The sequence below is a fragment of the Clostridium vincentii genome, from assembly GCF_002995745.1.
Lineage (GTDB): Bacteria > Bacillota > Clostridia > Clostridiales > Clostridiaceae > Clostridium > Clostridium vincentii.
On the sequence record NZ_PVXQ01000047.1, the window covers coordinates 1 to 19721 of the forward strand.

The following is a 19721-nucleotide window of genomic DNA, read 5'->3' on the forward strand; positions in this document are numbered from 1 at the left end:
TTACAAGTATCATCCATTCTTCTTTAGATCTTCTTTCTGCCATGCAAATTACCTCCTACTAAGTATAGGAGTATTATCACATTAATTTACTGCCAGTCCTAGGTGATGAGTTATTTGACGCTTACTTCTCTTTTGCTTCTTGTGACTTTGTCATAACTATACCGATCATTGTTATTCCGTCTTTGCTTAATTCATTTGTTTCAGTAGCCATAGTACTAATTTTTTTTGTTACATTATCTATTATATTAAGTTGGTTCGAAACATCTTCGAACTCATTTGTCACAATCTCCAAGTTATTAGCAGACTCCATGCTTCCCTTTGAAATTTCTGATACTGTCGAAGCTACTTCCCCTATAGATGCTGCGACTTCAACGCTCATATTAGCTAAATTAATAGAAGTATCATTCACTTCATTCACCGTATTTGATACATTGTTAATCAAATCAGAAATCTTATTTTGCATAACATTAAAGCTATCTGAGAATTCAAGAAGTTCATCCTTTGATTTCACATCTATGTCCGTACTAAAATCACCATCAGCTGCCCTTAATGTACCTTCTTTAATAAGTTTAATACTTTTTGAAATACCCCTTGAAAATATTGTTCCAATAATACTAGAAATAATTAAAACAACTACACAAACCATAGCTAAAGTCATCATAAATCCATTACTAGCTTCCTGCATTTCAGAATTCGGCATTTCTATAACTAATTTCCAGCCTGTCTTTTCCGAGGTTTGGAATGATAAACTATAAGGTTCACCTAATATTTCAGCACTAGTTCCCCCATTTTTCTCTGTAACTATAGTATCCCAAACTTCTGTATTTTCAAAAATATTTTTTCCTACAAAATCCTTATTACTATGAGCAATTACAACTCCTTTTGAATCCATAAGATTTGTTTTTCCAGACTTGCCCATAGTAGTGTTATCTATGGTTGTTTTAATGTTTCCAATATTTAAATCAATACCAATAACTCCTAAAACATTTCCATCCTTTATTACCGCTTTAGAAACAGATACAATATTCTCTCCTGTTGCTACATCTTCAAAAACATCTGTTACACTAATTTCACCTTTAGCCTCCAATGCTTTCTTATACCAATCTCTAGATGAATAATCGAAATTTTCCGGAATACCCTCATTCTTAGAAAATATAAATTCATTTTTATTGCTAGCAGCAAAATAAATTCCTTGATAATTATAATTACTTTGTTCTATTATTGCTAATTGTTCTTTGATTTTTTTACTATTTTCTAAGCTACCATCAAAAATATTTGTACTATTTATACTATCTATAGTGACCTCAGTTGAATTAAATACACCATCAATCTCATCTATCATAGCCTTGCCTAAGGTTTGAGAACTATTCTGAAATTCCTCTTGACTATTGTTTTTGAAAGTTAGTGATGCATATATCCCTAATATAATAATTGGAATAGCTGCTATTATGATCATAACTTGTATTATCTTTGCTTTAATCGATTTCAAATTCCTCATATCTTTTACATTTTTCTTCATCTCTTCTACATTTTTTTCATTAATTTTTCCATCTCTGCCTCCTACTATTATATCTATATGTTATATATCGACAATTTCTAGAAATACTTTAGTGTTATTTTAGATAAAACATACTCTAACTTTATCCTAAGTAATAGATTAACACCTGAAAAAATGCTATACTTTACATCATAACTAATCCCATATTAGGAGATGTATTTTATGAATAAAGTAGAATTTAAAGGCAGTGTAGTTTTAAACCCAGTTCCTGTGGTTTTAATTACCTCTAAAAATAAAGAAGGACAAGAGAATGTATTTACGGTAGCTTGGACTGGTACAATTTCAACCAAACCTCCTATGCTTTCTATATCTGTACGTCCTGAAAGATTATCCTATGAATACATAAAAGAAACAGGAGTATTCGTAGTTAATCTTCCGAATGTAGAAATGGTTAAAGCTGTTGATTACTGCGGTGTTAAAAGCGGCAGACAAAATAACAAGCTAAAAGAAATGAATTTTACTATGAAGAAATGTAGTAAAATAGATGTATCCTATATTAATGAATGTCCTGTATCTATAGAATGTAAGGTTAGACAAATAATCCCCCTAGGATCACATGATTTAATTCTTGCAGATGTAATGTGCTCTCACATTAATGAGGACCTTATGGACTCTAAGGGCAAAATACATTTTGAAAATGGGGATCTAATTTCTTACTGCCACGGAGAATATTATCCTATGGCTAAAAAAAGTCTTGGTAGCTTCGGATACTCAATAAGAAAAAAGAGAAAATAGCTTCATAAAAACTATATATGTATGTTGCTGCTTTCCTAACTCCAACTTTCCCAAACTTCGGGTTTATATCCAACAGTAGCTATTTTACCATTTCTAACTATCGGGGTATTTATTAAACTCTGATCTTTTAACAGAACATCTTCTTTTACATCTGTGCCTCTTATATTTGCCAAGTTAGACTTAGGATAATTTTTGCTTTTAGTATTTATGAGTTCATTAATGCCTACAGAACTCTTCACTGATGTAAACTCCCCTTTGCTCATTTCTTTTTCCTTAATATCTATTATTTGATATTTAATTCTTCTCTCTTTAAAATACCTTTCAGCCTTTTTAGTATCAAAGCATTTTCTTGTTCCAAAAATCTGTATATTCATTTTTCCTCCTAAATAAGTTTTAGAATATCCAAAGGATTCTTTACCATATATGTTGGCTCAACTTTTAAAAGTTCATTAATATTCAATGTGGTATATTCAACTCCGCAGGTAAAACATCCTGCATTTTTCCCACACATTAAATCATAAGGGCTGTCCCCTACCATAATGGCTTCCTTTGGTTCAATTCCAAGAAATTCACAAGCCGTCATGGCGGGCTCTCCATCCGGTTTATGTTTTTTTGTATCCTCTGGTGAAATAATAATATCCATAAACTCTATTATTCTTCCAAGAGTCATACCATGAATTGCTACATTTTTTCTTTTTGATGTAACTACTCCACATTTTATACCTTTTTCCTTAAGTTTAGTTAATAACTCTAAAACTCCATTAAAAGGTTGACACATATCATCATGATGTAAATCATTATAATTTCTATGGGTTTTTATTAAATTCTCAATTATTTGTTTATCCTCTGTGTAATTAGCAAAAGAGTCTTTAAGTGGTTTCCCATATAAATTTGTTATTTCACCTTTCGGAAGAACTATACCTAGTACCTCCTTGAAAGTGGTACAAAAAGCTTTATAAATCAATTCATTAGTATCAAGTAAAGTTCCATCTAAATCAAATAAGATAGCTTTAATCATTATTTTGCCCCCATTTCTAGTTTTTTATATTATATCATATAAAATGTATGGTTAAATTTACCTTAATAAAAATATTGAATTTCATATACACTCCTATTATACTTGTTAAAGAAATGTTAAAACTCTGTTAACCATTGTAAGGAGATGACTCTTATCGACAAACGTAATTATTTATTTGACAACCTTAAGGGATTTCTTATTATTTGTGTGATTATTGGTAATTCATTAGAATATGCAAATCCAACTTCAATAGATTTGAATTATTTTATTCTTTTTTTGTATATTTTTCATATGCCATTATTCGCTTTTATATCAGGATATTTTAATATAAGGAGCAAGCGCACAACTCAAGAAAAAGTAATTAGTATTTTAAAAATTTATTTGTTTGCACAAATTTTTTACTTTCTAGCTAATAAACTATTATTTGGAGATCTAAATTCCAAAATTAATTTCTTTGCACCAACTTGGACTATGTGGTACTTTATTTCTCTAATGAGCTGGTATATTATTTCAGACTTTATTAAAAATAAAAAAAGATGGTTTATAATATCCATCCTAATTTCTTTATACGTAGGTTTTGATCAAAGTATAGGTAGTTATGCAAGTATTTCCAGAACATTTTTCTTCTTACCCTACTTTATAGCTGGAATGGGATTCAAGGAAGAATATTTTGAAAAGCTTAGAAAATATAAATATAAACTTGCTATAGTATCAGTTGTATTTTTTATTATTCTTTACTCGGTATCAGATTTTGTACCAGTAGAGTTATTCTTTGAATACACTAACTATTCAACTTATTCTGATAGCTCACTTTTTGCTTTTATAATTAGAATATTTCATTACATAAGTTCCTTTGTAGTTATAGCATTCTTAATAGGTGTTGCACCTAAAACAAGAACCAGCTTATCTAAAATAGGCCAAGCTTCTCTTGTTTTATATGTATCTCATGGTTTTATAATAAAACTTCTTTATAAATACTCTCCTATTAATTATTCAACACCACTAAATATTCTAATGGCAGAACTAGCTATACTTATACTCACCATAACTGTGAGTATATTATTAATTGCTTTAAGTTCTATTATAAAAAAAAGAAAAGTTTAGTTACTCTAAACTTCTCTTTTATCTGTGTATTAATTAAATTTATACACTTACTTTCTTATATTTTGCTATTCCATTTATAGAAACTATAGCTATTAGTATAACTAACTCTGTTAATATTAATTCAATTCCATGTATATTGAAATTTGCTGCAAATTCTACCATATAGGAGTACGATGCAATAGTAATCATTTTTGTTACTGCTGCAATAATAAAAAATGGTTTTTTGGCTATTCCAAGGACCCCTGCTCCTGCACATACAACCTCATCTGGTAATATTGGTATAATAAAAAGTAATCCCGTTAAAAGCACTTCATTTCTTTTTACATAACTTTTATATTTTTCTAAGTCTTTATCTTTAATAAATTTCATTATTAATTTCAATCCAAACCTTTTAGATATACTATACATTGTAATTATTCCAAGCATTGTACCAAGAAAGCCCATCACAAATGCATTAAATGATCCAAATGCCATTGACCCCATTGATATAGTTATAGCTTCAGGAGTTGGTAATAAAATAGGTTGAAGAAAACATGTTATTATATATATTAATTCCATAAATATGCCCCCTCTTTGTACTCTATAATCTTATTTTAAAATAAGATTATTAATAGCGTATTCAAAGAAGTGTTAAGATTTATTAAAACAATATTAAAACTCTTATAATTATTCGATCCGCATCCACTTTATTAACCTATTTCTTACTTAAGAAGCATTTTATGCTATATTTGTGAAACTACTAATTCTTCATAAACTTCAATAAAATTCTTTCCTTTGTCTTTTGCCTTGTATAAAGCTCTATCTGACTTAACTATAAAGTCATCATATTCTTCCTTTGTTTTAGGCATGCAGCAATGCAATCCTCCACTTACAGTCAAATTAATATTAGTGTCTTTTATTTCAGTGTTACTAATATCCGTCCTTATATCATTAGCAATTCTGAATGCATCTCTTTTATCGAAATTTGGCATTAAAATTAAAAATTCTTCACCTCCATATCTAAATGATGATAAAGAAAATTCTTCAGAGTATTTCTTTATAATACTTGAAACCATCTTTATACCGTTGTCCCCTATCTCATGTCCGAAGGAATCATTAATACTTTTAAAGTCGTCTATATCCATCATTAATACTGCTAAGCTTGTATTATTTTCAATACAAATTTGCAACTGATCTTGCATAGTTTCATCTAAGCACCATCTATTATAAAGTTTTGATAAACAATCTGTTTTCGAGATGCTTTTTAAATATGCATTTAATCTATTTAACTCATTATTCATTTCATTAAGCTTTTTATTTTGCGAAATAATAATATGTCTATGTCTAAAATCTTCATATTTATTTATATAACGCATAATAGAAGCCGATATTCCCATTATAGTAAATATAACAATATTTACGTATAACCCTTGATGATCTATTTTAAACATTTCATAATTAGGAAATATTGTATTAATATTTATAATCAAAGTAAGTAATATTATACAATTCAAGCTTAATACTATAATAGAAATCTTAGGTTTCATATAACTTGTAGCTGCTATACCTATTACAATTGTTATATATACAATTATCTCATCAGAATTTTTAAAATCTAGTACTGTAACGCCTGTCCCCCATAAAAGAATAAGTCCACTATATATAGTTGAAAATATGAGTATCTTATTTGCATTTCTTTCTATGTTCTTACTTAATTTTATTACTAAATACAATATACCTATTGTTGCAATAAGTAAGGAAATATACAATGTCATGTAAATGTAATTAGGAAATGTATAAATGTTTTTCTTTTTAAAAATAGTATATATAATATCATAAATTTGAAATATTGCTATAAAAGTCATCATAATTTTAGCTGTAATCATATTTCTTTTTGCTAATTCAATTTCAAAGCTTTTGTCTAGCTTATTTTTTATTAGTACATTACGTACTATTTTTAAAACCTTCATACTCATCTCTTCCCATCATTTAATTTTTTTTATAAACTTATACTTAATTGTATACCTTTACTTATATATTGTAAATATTGTTAAATATTTATATAATTCCTCAATGATTGAAATTATTCTTTTCATTTGCTCAAGAACATATATTCGTATATACTATCTATAACGGTCTTGTACTTAAATCTAATTAAAGGAGCTGTAACTATGGATGTAATGAGTAAATTGAAAATTCTATCTAACGCTGCAAAATACGATGTATCCTGTTCTTCCTCTGGTTCTAAGAGGAAAAGTTCACCTAACGGAATAGGCAATGCTTCAGAGAGCGGTATTTGCCATAGCTTCACTCCTGATGGAAGATGTATTTCGCTTCTTAAAATTTTATTTTCAAATGATTGTGTTTTTGATTGCAAATACTGTATAAACGGATCTTCTAGAGACTTTCAAAGAGTTAGTTTCACTCCTGATGAAATATGTAGCCTTACTATAAATTTTTATAGACGTAATTATATTGAAGGACTTTTTTTAAGCTCAGCTGTTATTAAAAATCCTAACTATACTATGGAGCTACTTTTAAAAACTGTTAGACAACTTAGAACTGTAGAAAAATTTAATGGGTATATTCACCTTAAAGCTATTCCTGGAGCTGATCAATATTTGATTGAAGAGGCAGGTAAGTACGTTGATAGAATGAGTGTCAATATTGAATTACCTTCAAGTAATAGCCTTAAACTACTAGCACCACAAAAAAGTAAGGATACAATATTAAAACCTATGGCGACTATACGAAATTCTATTATTAACTATACTCAAATGAAAAAAACAATAAAAAGCACTCCATTATTTGTTCCTGGAGGTCAAAGTACACAAATCATAGTTGGTGCTACTCCTGAAAGTGATTTTAAAATACTTAATCTCTCCCAAGCTCTTTATAACAGATACAAATTAAAAAGAGTTTATTACTCTGCCTACGTTCCTGTTATTAAGAACAATAAATTTCTGCCTGATATAACTCATCCTCCTATGCTTAGAGAACATAGACTTTATCAAGCAGATTGGCTACTAAGATTCTATGGCTTTAAAGCTGAGGAACTTTTGAAAAATCCAGATGATAATTTTGATTTAGATTTAGATCCAAAAACATATTGGGCCTTATCAAATTTAGATGATTTCCCTGTAGAAATTAATAAAGCCTCCTATGAAATGTTCTTGCGCATACCTGGGATAGGGGTAATATCTGCTAGACGAATTTTAAAAGTTAGAAGGGTTTATAATTTAAACTTTGAAGATTTAAAAAAACTAGGTATTGTTTTAAAGCGTGCAAAATACTTTATAACTTGCTCTGGTATTTACTATGGTGATGTTCCCTTTGATGACTTAAGTATAAAAAATAAGCTTTTAAGGCAGACCTATTCTAAGAGGCATGACCCTAATCAATTATCTTTTTTTAATAATATATCATCAGACGAGATAATAAGTCCCTCAGGTATTATTCTTCCATCTAAAAGCATACTTTCCATACCTGAAAAAGCCTCATCAATAACTGGAGAATTTTAATCGTGAAAATATTTTTATATGACGGCAGCTTTGAGGGGTTACTAACTTGTATTTATGAATCTTTTTATACTAAGGCCCCGCCGGAATGGATTTATAATAAAATTGATTTCAATGAATTTCTATTAGGGGAAGTTATTAGCATTGCAACAGATACAAATAAATTTAAAAAAGTCAAAGATGGAATTATAAATAAAATTGATCCCTTAGCTTTTAAAAAAATCTATTTAGTGTACTTAAGTAACTATAAAGATAAGGAAATTGTAATACTAACTTATCTAAAAACTGCCTTTAAACTTAAAAAAGATGTACACAATTTTCTAAACCTTGATATTGTGCGTCTTGTAGATGCTATAAATAAAAGAGTTTCATTAGAAAGTCACAGATTCGAAGGTTTTATCCGATTTAACTATATTAATGATAGGTTTTTATATTCTGCAATTGAGCCGGATAACGATATCTTAGAGCTTATAGCAGAACATTTTAAAAATAGATTCTCTAATGAATATTTAATTATTCATGATATTTTTAGAAATAAAGCTTTAATATATGATTCAAAGTCTTATGAAATAGTCCCTATGAATATAGAAGATTATGAAGAGCTTAAAAACTATAATGATAAGTATACTGTTCTTTGGAAAGAATACTTTAAATCTACTACAATTATTGAAAGAAAAAATAGTAAGTTACAAAAAAGAATGATGCCTAAAAGATACTGGAAACATCTAGTAGAAACTAAATAAAGCTTGCCCAATTAATTATTGTTTGATAATTTGTATTAAATGATATAAACTAAACTTAATAACTATATATAGTTAACAAGGAGGAATTAAAATGTTAAGTAAAAAATTACAAAACCAACTTAATGATCAAGTAAACTTCGAATTTTTCTCTGCGTACCTTTATTTATCAATGGCAGCTTATGCTGAATCCATTGATTTAAGCGGATTTGCTAATTTCTTTAGGATTCAATTTCAAGAAGAGCAATTCCACGCAATGAGATTTTATGATTACATATTTCAAAAAGAAGGAACAGTAGAATTAGAGGCCATTGCAAAGCCAGATATCCGATTTGAAAATATGCTTAATGTTTTCGAAAAATCTTTTGAACATGAAAAAATTGTAACAAGTAGGATATATAAACTTGCTGATACTGCAACTGAAGAAAAAGAGCATGCTACTCTTAGTCTATTAAATTGGTTTATAGATGAACAAGTAGAAGAAGAAAATAAATTTAACTCAATGTTAAAAAGAGTTAAAAGATCTGAAAATAATCCAGCAGCATTATATATGATGGACGATGAACTTGCTGCTAGAGTTTATACTCCCCCTGTAATTGCATAAGAAAACTCAGCTCTCCATACTATAGTATTTTACTACTATGGTATGGAGATTTTTTTGGTTTTTTTCTCCTCTAACAGTATTGCTAAAGCTATCGATGAGGTCATTCCTAAAATTGAAAACATCAATACTGCAACAAAAGATATGATGGATAGAGTTAACAAATTTAAATTATAATATCTTGGTAAAAAGGCAACAAAATTCATCTTTTTATTTTATATATCTTTACAATCCGAAATTCGTTCATAATAATTGAAAATAATGATACTTTATATATATTTTCCCACTTAACTACTTGAAAGAAATCTTACATTCATTTAGACTTATAGTATAAGCAAAATATGAATAATTAAAGAAGGAATATAATGTTAAAATATATAATGATTACAAATAGTATACAAGATAAAATCGAAAATAATGAATATGTTTATGGTGAACGATTGCCCTATGAGAATGAATTATGTACCCTATACAATTGTAATAAACAAACTATGAAAAAAGCCTTAGCTATATTAGTTAAAGAAGGGTTTATAGTGAGACGACGAGGATCTGGAACCTTTGTTAAAGACTTAAAGACAGTTAGTCCTATTCACTATTCTTCGGTGGTTTCTACTCGTCCGTTCTCTAATTTATACAATAATATGACTAGTAAAGTTATACAATTTTCAGTAATTCAAGCTGATAACTTTATTGCTAGTAAATTACAAATACAAAAAGAGGCTTTTGTTTATCATATTATACGTTGTCGCTATATTCACGGAAAACCATTTTCATTGGAAATTACATATATGCCTATTAATGTTATTCCAAATTTAAAAATTGAGCATTTAGAGAATTCTATTTACGCATATATTGAAAATGATTTAAATTTAAAAATTCAAAGTGCACATAAAAATATAACTTCTGCTATATCAGCCCCTTTAGAGCAAAAGTATCTATTGTTAAAAAAAAGCGAACCCTATATACAGGTTGAACAAGTTGCATATTTAAGTTCAGGAGTTATATTTGAATTTTCTTACTCAAGACATCATTTTAAGGATTTTGAATTTCATACAATTGTACTACTTGGATAATATTGTTTTACTATCTATCACCATAAAAAAAAGAAATTGCCTCACTTTTGAGGCAATTTCTTTTTTTACATTAATAAAATTCATCACTTAATGAATCTATTTTGATTTCTTTAAACTCTTAACATCAATTTTTATCTTTTTGTTTGCCAAAAACATAGCATTACAAAATCCTGCTTGATCCTTAGGGCAAACGTTAAATCTTTTATTCACATTTTTATTTCCACTGTAATAAACTGATAGGGTTCCAGGCCTTGGATTTAACCTATGCATAACTGGAATAGGATCTATAAGTGCAACAACATCTCTCATTCTAAATGTTTTGCTCCCTATAATTCGAAATGCAATTAGATTGCCCTTCTCAATTGAATAATATAAATCAATAACACAAAACCATGCTATGAAAAATAGAATACCGCCAAGGAAAGCAATATTAGTGAAATTTTTCACTATATAGTATATATATACTAAAAAAACGTAGACCATGGCTAAATTTAAACGAATCTTATATTTCATTTCTATACCTCATTTCGCGCTTATAAATCTTCTCCATTTGATTCAAAAGCTTTTTTTATCCAACCGAAGCTTTTCTTTTTGCTTCTTTTTAATTCTTTTAAATCTTTTTCTGTACGGTCTACAAAAACAAAACCATATCTTTTAGCAATTTCGCATTGGCTACTTGGTATATCTATAGGTCCCCAAGTTATATACCCTAAACAGTCGACTCCATCTTCTACAACTGATTTTTTCAATTCTTGAATATGTTCTTTATGGTACTTGATACGATAATCATCATTCACATTTCCTTGTGAATCCAATTCTTCTCTGTGACCCATACCATTTTCTAAAACAAATACAGGTAACTTATGACGATGATATAAATCTGTAGTAATATGCCTAAATCCTATTGAATCAATTTCCCAATTCCATTCAGTTGCGTCACAATACTTATTTTGAACAGTTGCTGAATTAAGAATATCTACAGGTGGTCTTTGGTCAAATTCTTCTGTTTTTAACACAGAACTACGGTAATAACTAAATGCGATATAATCTACAGTATTTTTCAATATTTCTGCATCGCCTTCTTCAAATTCAGGCATCCATCCTCTATTAGTTAAATAATTAATCATATATGATGGATATTTGCCAGTTGCAAATACATCACAATGAAAATGATTAAAGTAATCATTAGCTAATCTTGCAAACATAGCATTTTTTGGTTCTGCAGTTTCTGCATAATAAATTGTAACTGCATTCATTCCACACATTAAAGCATCTGGAGCTACTTCTCTTAATGCTTTTGTTGCTTTGCAATGAGCTATGAATATATTGTGATTTACTTGATATAAAAATTTTGTAGCATCCATACCTTCTGGAATTACTTCAGCATTTGAAACCTTAAGCATCATTGAATGTAAATTTTGTTCATTGAAAGTCATCCAATGTTTTACTCTATCACCATAACGGATCATTACAAGTCTAGAATATTTTTCAAAAGCATCTACTGTATGGCGGCTTGCAAATCCATTATAATCCTTTGCCAAATGATTTGGTGTATCAAAATGATAAAGACAAATCATTGGTTCAATTCCTGCCTCAATTAATTCATCTATAATCATATCATAAAAGGCTAATCCTTCTTCATTTGGTATATCATCACCATTAGGAATTACTCTAGCCCAAGCTATAGAAATTCTGTAAAAATTACAACCCATTTCTTTTAATAATTGAATATCTTCTTTATGGCGGTGGTAAAAATCAATAGCCACCTTCCAATCAGAAAATTCTGGTTTCATAGGTCTTACATCATAAACGGATAAACCCTTACCACCTTCGTCCCATGCTCCTTCTGTTTGAAATGAGGATACAGAACCACCCCAATAGAAATTATCTTTAAATCCTTTGTTCTCCATACTAATCTCCTTTTTATATAACTTAAAAAGGGAAGATAAACTCCCCCCCTTTTAATTATTTAGTTAAACTAGTGTATACAATTTATGCTTGTTCTTGTTGTCTAGCTAAATCTTCTTTATTTTGTTCTTTTTCATAAAGTAAGAAGAATGGAATGTAAATTAATATTACTGAAGTTATACATATAACTTGTGTAACTACGCCAGTCCAACTTCCACCTGTTGCTAGGAATGAGTTTAATAAAGGTGGTGTTGTCCAAGGTACATTTAAAACAACCTTTGCACAGAAGCCAATAACAGTAAGGAAATATGCTATAGCGCCTGATACTAATGGTGTAATAATAAATGGTATTGCTAATATTGGATTCATTACAATTGGAATACCAAATGTAACTGTCTCATTAATGTTGAATAAAGCTGGTGAAAGTGATAATTTTGCAACTGCTTTATTATCTGCACGTTTTGAGAATATGAATATTGCAACAATTAATCCTATTGTTGTTCCTGATCCTGTATATTCCATAAAAACTTGTGCGAAAGTTAAACTGATAATATTTGGTGCTGCTACTCCATTTTTAACTGCTTCCATGTTTTCTAATACTAACGGTAACAATAATGGTTCTTTAATAGCCGCAACTAAATTATTACCATGAATACCTACTGTCCAGAATATATTTGCAACTAAACTTAAAATTAATATTCCTGGTAAAGTTCCCCCAACTGATTGAAGAGGACTTTGAACTGCATTAAATATAAGTTCATTTACATATGATCCAGTAACAGTTTTACAAATCAATCCAAGTGCTGATACAATAGTTACTGTTAAAATTGCAGGAAATAGTACTTCAAATGCTGCACCAACTCCTGAAGGTACTGTATCAGGCATTTTCACTTTCAATGCCTCTATATGACTTAAAAATGTTAAGATTGACATACTAAGTATTGCAATAAAAATACCTGTAAATAATCCTGTAGTTCCTGTATAAGCAGCAGTAAGTCCACCAGTGCTTAAGTCTGAAACTGTAACAAATGATAAAACTGCTACAACTGATGGGAACAATGTTTTAAACCCATTACTGATAGCTAATTCATTTGCTAATAAGAAAATAATTCCGATTGATATAAAGTTAAGTGTAGCGAATATAACTGCATCAAACAACGGTTTAATAGGTTCTAGCGCCATTACTTGTGGAAAAAGTAATCCAAGTCCACTTGTGTCACTGATGATAACGTTATTAACTAAAACTGCGAATGCACCAGCGATCGTTGCTGGCATGTATGCTTGGAATGCGTTCTTTAATGCTGATAGATATTTATTACCCCCAGCGAATGCCCCTACTCTTCCAAGTGCGTCTGTAATCTTGTCCATAATTAATCCTCCTTGAAATATAATATTTTGTACATTTCTTGTACAACCTTATGTTAACCTTTTCATGAGAAAAAATCAATACTTTTTTTTAAAAAGTACCATACTTTTGTTTTTTTTTTTTAAAGTAGCCTCCCTTACTAGTATTATGTGATATTTCAGCACATAATATAACTGATTTTTAATTATTTTTAGAGTGATTTTCTTTTTCAGTTAATTTAATTAATTTTATACCAAGTTCCTTCAGTTGCTTTACATAATTTAAGCAATTCACAGGAGTAAAAAAACAAGTCCCCTTATCAATAGTTTAACTACTAATATAGGGACTTATCTTTTGATAAGATATTTTGAGCTTATTTTTACCCAATTTCTCTTCATAGCTCTCAAAGACTTATGTTTCTTATAACTTCTTTTCTTGTTGTCAATTTTATACCAAATAGAGTCGGTTTATTTTACTGACTACGTACTATTTTTCTAAACTCTTAAGTGATTTTAGATGTTTTTCAGATATTTCAGTTATTTTATCAACACGTTTTTTATATTTATCCACTTCAGAAAGAAATTCAGTTGTCATCCATGTATTCACAATTTCCATAGCAATTCCTGACCCAATAATTTTACCACCGATACAAAGGACATTAGTGTTAGAGTGAGAACGTGCTAATTTTGCACAAAACGGATCTTGGCATACAGCCGCATATAAACCAGAAATTTTATTAGCTATTAAAGCACTACCATAACCTACACCATCAATAAATATACCACGTTCAGCTTTTCCTTCAGCAACCGCAAGAGCCGCAGGATAAATATAATCTGATAAGTCACATGATTCTTCATCATATGTACCAAAATCTAAAATTTCATGTCCTTCATTTTTTAAAAAAACTTTTACTTCCTCTTTCAAACTAAAACCAGCATGATCACAAGCAACTGCAATTTTCATAATATATATACCTCCATAAATTTTTTTATTATAATAATTATTATATATAACTTACACTCAGCCGTCAAAAACTATACTTACGCCAATAATTTTTCTTGGTGACAATGAGGATATACTACATAGCTCGCCATGTCACACATTCCATTTACCGTCTTATTTCAGATGTATATATCTTTGGATTACTGTCTATAATTAAAATGTATTCCATTTACGGAATTCACTCATTTATCCCCCTAATAATTACGCACATAAAATAAGTACCATCATTAACATTTTGTAAATGATGGTACTTATTTTTTTGTTCAGAGTTAAGACTGATCAGCCCCAGAAGTTCTATCTGGTATATCATCAGATTCTGGTGTTTCAGCAGGAGTTTCTGGCTCTGTTGGTTCTTGTGGTTCTATTGCAGCAGGGGGAGTTGGTTCTGGTTCTGGTTCTACTGGTTCTATTGCAGCAGGCTCTTCTACTACAACTGTTGCCGGAGTTTGCGTTGGAGTACTTCTAGTCCATGTTGAACCACTTGAAGTACTACTCTCTCCAGTACTATTCTCCTGATTGTCACTTTCATCGGAACTTTCCGGATTTTCACTAACAATTACCTCATCTTTCTCCTCTGCTACTACTGCTACTTCTTCTTTTTCTTCCTCAGTAGAAACAGTAAAATTACCACCTTCATTTGTAATATTTACATAAGCTTCAAAGAAATCAACTGGAATTAAATATCCATCCTCCGTTTTAGTAGGCTTATAGGATTTTGGCCAATTAAATTTCTTGTTATCAACAGAATCAGCAAGTTCCTCAGTTTCATAAGGAGCTACCTCCCCATCTATAAAAGCACAATAACTATTATCGTAAATATAAATTGATTTTCCATTTATTTCATATATAGTTAACCCATCCTTGTCTACTGTTGTTATTTTACCGTTCATAGCCTCACATAAGGCTTTTATAGAAACAACTGCACGCCCATTTTCATCTTCAACTGAAATGGAAGTTGTAGCACTTGCACTATATGATACTGGTATTACCACTGAAAGTAAGCTTCCAATAAGCACAGAGCAAAAGGCTAATTTAAATATTTTCCTTAAATTCATATTTATTCACATCCTTAATTCTAATTTAATAAGTTAATTTCATTTTTGCCTTCATACATCCAAGCTTTATCCTCTTCATTTCCTGTTCTTAAAATCATCCTAACCTTGTCCTTATTTTCATCAGTTATAGTCTCCTTATTGAGTGCTATAACTTGCTCATAATAATATCTTGCTATAGCATACGCCACAGTTTCCCCATTAGCGTTTACATCCACAATAAAATTAATATAATCTTCATTATCCCCATCAACACTTATATCAGCTTTTGACTTAAATAAATTTTCATCTAAATTACTAAGCATTATATTAAATTCTTCTTTTTCAATTGATTTAGAAATAGTTTCTTTTACCTCAATCTTCGTTGATGTTTCTGAACTCTTCCCGCTGTTACATGATATTAAAGTAAAAGAAATAGCCATCAAAATAGCTAAAGCAAATGTTTTTCTTAATCTCCCCATTTAATTCGCCTCCTTAGTTATATAAATATATTATCACTTTTTAGCCTAAAATGTAATAATATTAAAATAAAAACATAATGTTGCATTAAACTTAAATAAAGACACTAAACATTTTATATGTTTAGTGCCTTCTATTACTATCTATTATTTTATTTGATTATTTTTTGTATTTATTCGGGTTTTTATTAATATCAACAACATACAATATTAATGCAATTATTTCAAATCCTAGTGCAATAACTGTATAAACCACTGTACTGGTATCTGAATCAACATCAATAATTGTAGGTAAAGATTGGCACACAAGTCCTACAAGCAATATTATGATTACAATCCTTGGATCTATGTCTTTCTTTTCTTTTTTCAACATACATGTCTCCTTTATTAAATATTTCCACTATATGAACCATCAGATTAGATTTGCAAATTATTTTTTGTATTTATTAGGGTTTTTATTAATATCAACAACAGTTGATATTATTGCAATAATAAAAAGTACTATTGCACTACCTAACATAACTAACATAATAGTATCCGCATTATTTCCTATGCTGCTAATGAAAAGGAAAACTAGAGCTTGAACCAAAAGACCTCCTAGCAATATTGTAATTATAATTCTTGGATCTATTTCTTTCATTCTTTTCACCTCTATTCATATTATATCAACAATTGCAAGTATTTTTTTATGTATTAATCACCCTATGTTTTTGTAATATTATCCTATATTGTTCATAATAATACCAAATATAGATTATTCCATTTCTATATTACTCAACTTTCGCACATCTACATTACCTATGTTCCTAAAAGTGCAGTTAGTGTTTTTATTCTGCTAAATTTGAGTATATTACTATTAAATTCTCTTTAAACCTATAAACCACCAGATACCCTTGCGAGTGATTTATCTTAAGCTTTGTTCTAATCAAATAAAATTGAAATCATATATCGTTTACTATTTAGTACACGATAGATAGATATATATTCATCATCTAATTTATAAAATATAATTATCTGAGATATATTTCCTTAATATATTTATAAAATTACACTATAATTTTATAAATACTCTCAAATAGAATAAGCACACCAACAACTATGTATATTCTACCATTAAGTTTTTTTGGTTCCTTAATACCTAATAAAACTATTACTATTCCAATTAACGCAATATTTAAATCATCCAATATTTTATTAGGGTTAATTAAAGATACTGTAGTAGATGTTAAAGTTATTATTAAAAATACAATAGTCAGGTTCTTAATTACAGTATTTATTTTTTTATTCATAATTTTCACCCCCTATCACTATTACTTCTATACTTAAAAAATCATTGCTTTTTAACTATCCAAGTATAGCCAGTTCTATTTATTTTGACTGTACCTCCATTATCATTACCTAAAGAATCTATCCAATCAGCATACGCATCAATACTGTGTATCTTCATAATTAAAATAAAGTTCAAATCTATTCCCTAATATTTTTACAATTTTTCTATATCTTATTGCCATTTTTCTATTTGTTTGTATTGTGGGATATAAAAACAATATTTGTATGATTACAAAAAATGAACTTATTTCTAATCTGAGTTCGAAAATATTTAATGTCATTAAAATACAGATTAAGAATCCAATAACTGCATAAACCGAATCCTTTTTAGAAATTTTATTTGCAACTTCTTTATCTATATAAAACAATTGGCATTTTTTCAAATTAACTTTTAGGAACCACACAAAAATAGCTATTGAACTTATAATTACAATTATTTTCTGCAATATACTATTGGATAAAATGATAGCTTGTACAACTGCACCCATGATAAATAAAAATATAGAAAAGGAAGTTACCCCTATTGTTGTTGCTTTGCCCATGCTTTTAACATTAAATTTTCACCTTCTGATATGTTTTCTTTTTCATCAAAATCCTCTTCTATGGAAATATTATTCATTGCCTTTTTGTACATTCTAATTTCTAATATTATATTGATCATTAATAATAGAAAAACTATACCCTGTTGTGTAATATACTCAAATGATAAAAATTTAAAATTAAAATCTCTAAACACAACACAACAAGCAATAAATCTAATTATCCAATCTGCTATTGCTTCTTTTTTGAATATTTTATATTCTTTTTTATTATCTGTTGCAATAATGAATGATGTACCAACTAGAAATATATAAGGTGATAAAGCCCATATCCCGAAAACAAGTGAATTCCCTCTCAAATTATCATTAGCTAAAGTACACCCATATGAAAACAGAAAGTTATTTATATATGCTAAAAAGTTTAATATAATTAATGTTCTTATATCTTTCTTAATTTCAAAAGTGTCCTCCAATACAATATGTTTATTATTTTTTCTTAATAATCAGCCCTATAAAAATAATTGCTAAAATTAAAATTACTCCTATGAATATTAAAGGAATCTTATCATTTGTTATCTCTTTGTTATTCATTAATAAAACCATAATCGCTAAAATAATTATTAATATTATACTAAAAGTAGCTATTATCTTTCCTCTCACTGTTCACTCTCCTCCATTAACTTCAGATTTTATTGTAAATTCCTATTAGTTACTTGCAGTTACCCAACCGTTATCTAGCCCAATATTAAATAGACTACCCAGAACATAGCCCCCAAAAAGATAGCCATATCTTTTAAATTTAGTCATCATATCTCCATCACGATATCCACCATTATTATATACATATTCTCCACCTTCACTGCCAATAGTAATGATTCCATAACCTGCTACTATAACTCCATCTATCAGATTTACTCTTTCACCATTTTTTATCTTTGTATTTAAATGTATTTTCCCATTATTAAATGCATCTAGAATATATTCATTAGTTGAACTTGTTATAGGTTCTTTTTGAGCTTCTGTCTTACTTTTTTTCATTCCAATCTGCTCATCCAACTCTACCTCGTCGCCTTTAACTACATAGGTTTCCACTGACTTTATACTAAATACTAAAAATCCTATAATTAGTAAAAGTACACCCAAACTTATATACTTCATAAACCTTGGGCTCTTTTTATCATATTGGAGTTTACTATCTTTTATTTCATTTAACTTATAGACCTTCAACAATTAAGTCTCCCTCCCTTATCTATTTCCATAAAGATATCAGCTATCATTTTTCTATCTCAAATTCAATATAGATAATATTAATCACTATATAAAAAGATAAAGACAAGCTAATGTAATATTCAAATATTATCACATTAGCTTGTCTTTATTTATCTTATGTATTAATTACCCTATAGTTTTGTAATATTATCCTACATTGTTCATAATTTTGCCGAATATGGATTATTCTATTTCTATATTACTATTAAATTTCTCATAGTGTTCCTTATTAACAGTGGAAGATTGAAGTAAATCCAATTTCTAATCTAAAAGTCAGATAGTTTATTTTTACATACATGTAAAAATAAACACCGGTAAGTAGACCAGGGAATCATTTCCCTGGCCCCTCTCAGAACCGTACGTGCAGATTTCCCGCATACGGCTCCCCATATTATAATTTACAGAATATATGTAATCTCTTTCTTTAATTCAAATATATTTACATGTATTTTAGCTTCAGGCACTTCAAAATATCTAAACATTTTATCAAACC

25 protein-coding genes are annotated in these 19721 nt (G+C 28.9%); 7 read left to right on the forward strand and 18 right to left on the reverse strand.

All coding sequences use genetic code 11. The features are described 5' to 3' along the window. Positions 1 to 121: 121 nt before the first annotated feature. On the reverse strand, positions 122 to 1519 hold the full coding sequence (locus tag CLVI_RS15180; RefSeq protein ID WP_106060959.1) for a PDC sensor domain-containing protein: 1398 nt from the start codon (positions 1517 to 1519) through the stop codon (positions 122 to 124). 201 nt (positions 1520 to 1720) lie between these two features. Here CLVI_RS15180 and CLVI_RS15185 point away from each other — a divergent pair, with 201 nt between their 5' ends. Further along, positions 1721 to 2293, forward strand: a complete 573-nt coding sequence (locus CLVI_RS15185; RefSeq protein WP_106060960.1) for a flavin reductase family protein — start codon at positions 1721 to 1723, stop codon at positions 2291 to 2293. A 35-nt stretch (positions 2294 to 2328) separates the two neighbouring features. Here CLVI_RS15185 and CLVI_RS15190 read toward each other — a convergent pair whose 3' ends face one another. Together CLVI_RS15190 and ppaX are read right to left on the reverse strand one after the other, a co-directional pair. Further along, the gene (locus CLVI_RS15190) at positions 2329 to 2667 is read right to left on the reverse strand and encodes an arsenate reductase family protein (RefSeq protein WP_106060961.1); all 339 of its coding nucleotides are present in this window, start codon (positions 2665 to 2667) and stop codon (positions 2329 to 2331) included. 8 nt (positions 2668 to 2675) lie between these two features. Beyond that, entirely contained in the window at positions 2676 to 3311 is a 636-nt protein-coding gene (gene ppaX / locus CLVI_RS15195) for a pyrophosphatase PpaX (RefSeq protein ID WP_106060962.1), read from the reverse strand. Between the two features lie 144 nt (positions 3312 to 3455). Here ppaX and CLVI_RS15200 point away from each other — a divergent pair, with 144 nt between their 5' ends. After that, positions 3456 to 4415, forward strand: a complete 960-nt coding sequence (locus tag CLVI_RS15200) for an acyltransferase family protein (protein ID WP_106060963.1) — start codon at positions 3456 to 3458, stop codon at positions 4413 to 4415. A gap of 39 nt (positions 4416 to 4454) precedes the next feature. On the opposite strand, the gene CLVI_RS15205 is transcribed toward CLVI_RS15200, so the two are convergent. Both CLVI_RS15205 and CLVI_RS15210 read right to left on the reverse strand, forming a co-directional pair. Continuing rightward, positions 4455 to 4973, reverse strand: a complete 519-nt coding sequence (locus CLVI_RS15205; RefSeq protein ID WP_106060964.1) for a TVP38/TMEM64 family protein — start codon at positions 4971 to 4973, stop codon at positions 4455 to 4457. A 164-nt stretch (positions 4974 to 5137) separates the two neighbouring features. After that, positions 5138 to 6364: a GGDEF domain-containing protein gene (locus tag CLVI_RS15210; RefSeq protein WP_170065693.1), complete on the reverse strand. Its 1227-nt coding sequence runs from the start codon at positions 6362 to 6364 to the stop codon at positions 5138 to 5140. A gap of 201 nt (positions 6365 to 6565) precedes the next feature. Between CLVI_RS15210 and CLVI_RS15215 the strand changes: the two genes are divergently transcribed. The 5 genes from CLVI_RS15215 (at position 6566) to CLVI_RS15230 (ending at position 10326) form a co-directional block, all read left to right on the forward strand. Beyond that, entirely contained in the window at positions 6566 to 7915 is a 1350-nt protein-coding gene (locus CLVI_RS15215) for a putative DNA modification/repair radical SAM protein (RefSeq protein WP_106060966.1), read from the forward strand. 2 nt (positions 7916 to 7917) lie between these two features. Further along, positions 7918 to 8655, forward strand: a complete 738-nt coding sequence (locus CLVI_RS15220; RefSeq protein ID WP_106060967.1) for a TIGR03915 family putative DNA repair protein — start codon at positions 7918 to 7920, stop codon at positions 8653 to 8655. A 91-nt stretch (positions 8656 to 8746) separates the two neighbouring features. Further along, positions 8747 to 9256: a ferritin gene (locus CLVI_RS15225; RefSeq protein ID WP_106060968.1), complete on the forward strand. Its 510-nt coding sequence runs from the start codon at positions 8747 to 8749 to the stop codon at positions 9254 to 9256. Positions 9257 to 9298: 42 nt separating this feature from the next. Beyond that, positions 9299 to 9430 carry a hypothetical protein gene (locus tag CLVI_RS18015; protein WP_278320535.1) on the forward strand — a complete coding sequence of 44 codons (132 nt, stop codon included), beginning with the start codon at positions 9299 to 9301 and terminating at the stop codon, positions 9428 to 9430. A gap of 188 nt (positions 9431 to 9618) precedes the next feature. Continuing rightward, complete coding sequence (locus CLVI_RS15230; RefSeq protein ID WP_106060969.1) at positions 9619 to 10326, forward strand: GntR family transcriptional regulator; 708 nt, start codon at positions 9619 to 9621, stop codon at positions 10324 to 10326. 96 nt (positions 10327 to 10422) lie between these two features. On the opposite strand, the gene CLVI_RS15235 is transcribed toward CLVI_RS15230, so the two are convergent. The 13 genes from CLVI_RS15235 to CLVI_RS15290 all read right to left on the reverse strand — a co-directional run bounded on the left by CLVI_RS15235 (position 10423) and on the right by CLVI_RS15290 (position 19189). Then, the gene (locus CLVI_RS15235) at positions 10423 to 10839 is read right to left on the reverse strand and encodes a hypothetical protein (protein ID WP_106060970.1); all 417 of its coding nucleotides are present in this window, start codon (positions 10837 to 10839) and stop codon (positions 10423 to 10425) included. 20 nt (positions 10840 to 10859) lie between these two features. Continuing rightward, positions 10860 to 12236 (reverse strand): glycoside hydrolase family 1 protein, encoded by a 1377-nt coding sequence (locus tag CLVI_RS15240; RefSeq protein WP_106060971.1) that lies wholly within the window; start codon positions 12234 to 12236, stop codon positions 10860 to 10862. An 82-nt stretch (positions 12237 to 12318) separates the two neighbouring features. Continuing rightward, positions 12319 to 13602, reverse strand: coding sequence for a PTS sugar transporter subunit IIC (locus CLVI_RS15245; RefSeq protein ID WP_106060972.1), 1284 nt, complete (start codon positions 13600 to 13602; stop codon positions 12319 to 12321). A gap of 463 nt (positions 13603 to 14065) precedes the next feature. Continuing rightward, a complete protein-coding gene (gene rpiB / locus CLVI_RS15250) occupies positions 14066 to 14542 on the reverse strand; it encodes a ribose 5-phosphate isomerase B (RefSeq protein WP_106060973.1) in 477 nt (158 codons plus the stop codon). 308 nt (positions 14543 to 14850) lie between these two features. Further along, positions 14851 to 15636 carry a hypothetical protein gene (locus tag CLVI_RS15255; RefSeq protein WP_106060974.1) on the reverse strand — a complete coding sequence of 262 codons (786 nt, stop codon included), beginning with the start codon at positions 15634 to 15636 and terminating at the stop codon, positions 14851 to 14853. 20 nt (positions 15637 to 15656) lie between these two features. Then, the gene (locus tag CLVI_RS15260; protein WP_106060975.1) at positions 15657 to 16094 is read right to left on the reverse strand and encodes a hypothetical protein; all 438 of its coding nucleotides are present in this window, start codon (positions 16092 to 16094) and stop codon (positions 15657 to 15659) included. Between the two features lie 157 nt (positions 16095 to 16251). Beyond that, complete coding sequence (locus CLVI_RS15265; protein ID WP_106060976.1) at positions 16252 to 16464, reverse strand: hypothetical protein; 213 nt, start codon at positions 16462 to 16464, stop codon at positions 16252 to 16254. Positions 16465 to 16521: 57 nt separating this feature from the next. Further along, on the reverse strand, positions 16522 to 16731 hold the full coding sequence (locus CLVI_RS15270) for a hypothetical protein (protein ID WP_106060977.1): 210 nt from the start codon (positions 16729 to 16731) through the stop codon (positions 16522 to 16524). A gap of 406 nt (positions 16732 to 17137) precedes the next feature. Beyond that, the gene (locus tag CLVI_RS15275) at positions 17138 to 17380 is read right to left on the reverse strand and encodes a hypothetical protein (RefSeq protein WP_106060978.1); all 243 of its coding nucleotides are present in this window, start codon (positions 17378 to 17380) and stop codon (positions 17138 to 17140) included. A gap of 138 nt (positions 17381 to 17518) precedes the next feature. Beyond that, entirely contained in the window at positions 17519 to 17962 is a 444-nt protein-coding gene (locus CLVI_RS15280) for a hypothetical protein (protein WP_106060979.1), read from the reverse strand. Next, positions 17941 to 18432, reverse strand: coding sequence for a hypothetical protein (locus CLVI_RS15285; RefSeq protein ID WP_106060980.1), 492 nt, complete (start codon positions 18430 to 18432; stop codon positions 17941 to 17943). The genes CLVI_RS15280 and CLVI_RS15285 overlap by 22 nt, the downstream gene beginning before the upstream one ends. A 13-nt stretch (positions 18433 to 18445) precedes the next feature. Continuing rightward, entirely contained in the window at positions 18446 to 18619 is a 174-nt protein-coding gene (locus tag CLVI_RS17545) for a hypothetical protein (RefSeq protein ID WP_170065695.1), read from the reverse strand. 45 nt (positions 18620 to 18664) lie between these two features. Continuing rightward, positions 18665 to 19189, reverse strand: coding sequence for a hypothetical protein (locus CLVI_RS15290; protein WP_106060981.1), 525 nt, complete (start codon positions 19187 to 19189; stop codon positions 18665 to 18667). Positions 19190 to 19721 lie beyond the last annotated feature (532 nt).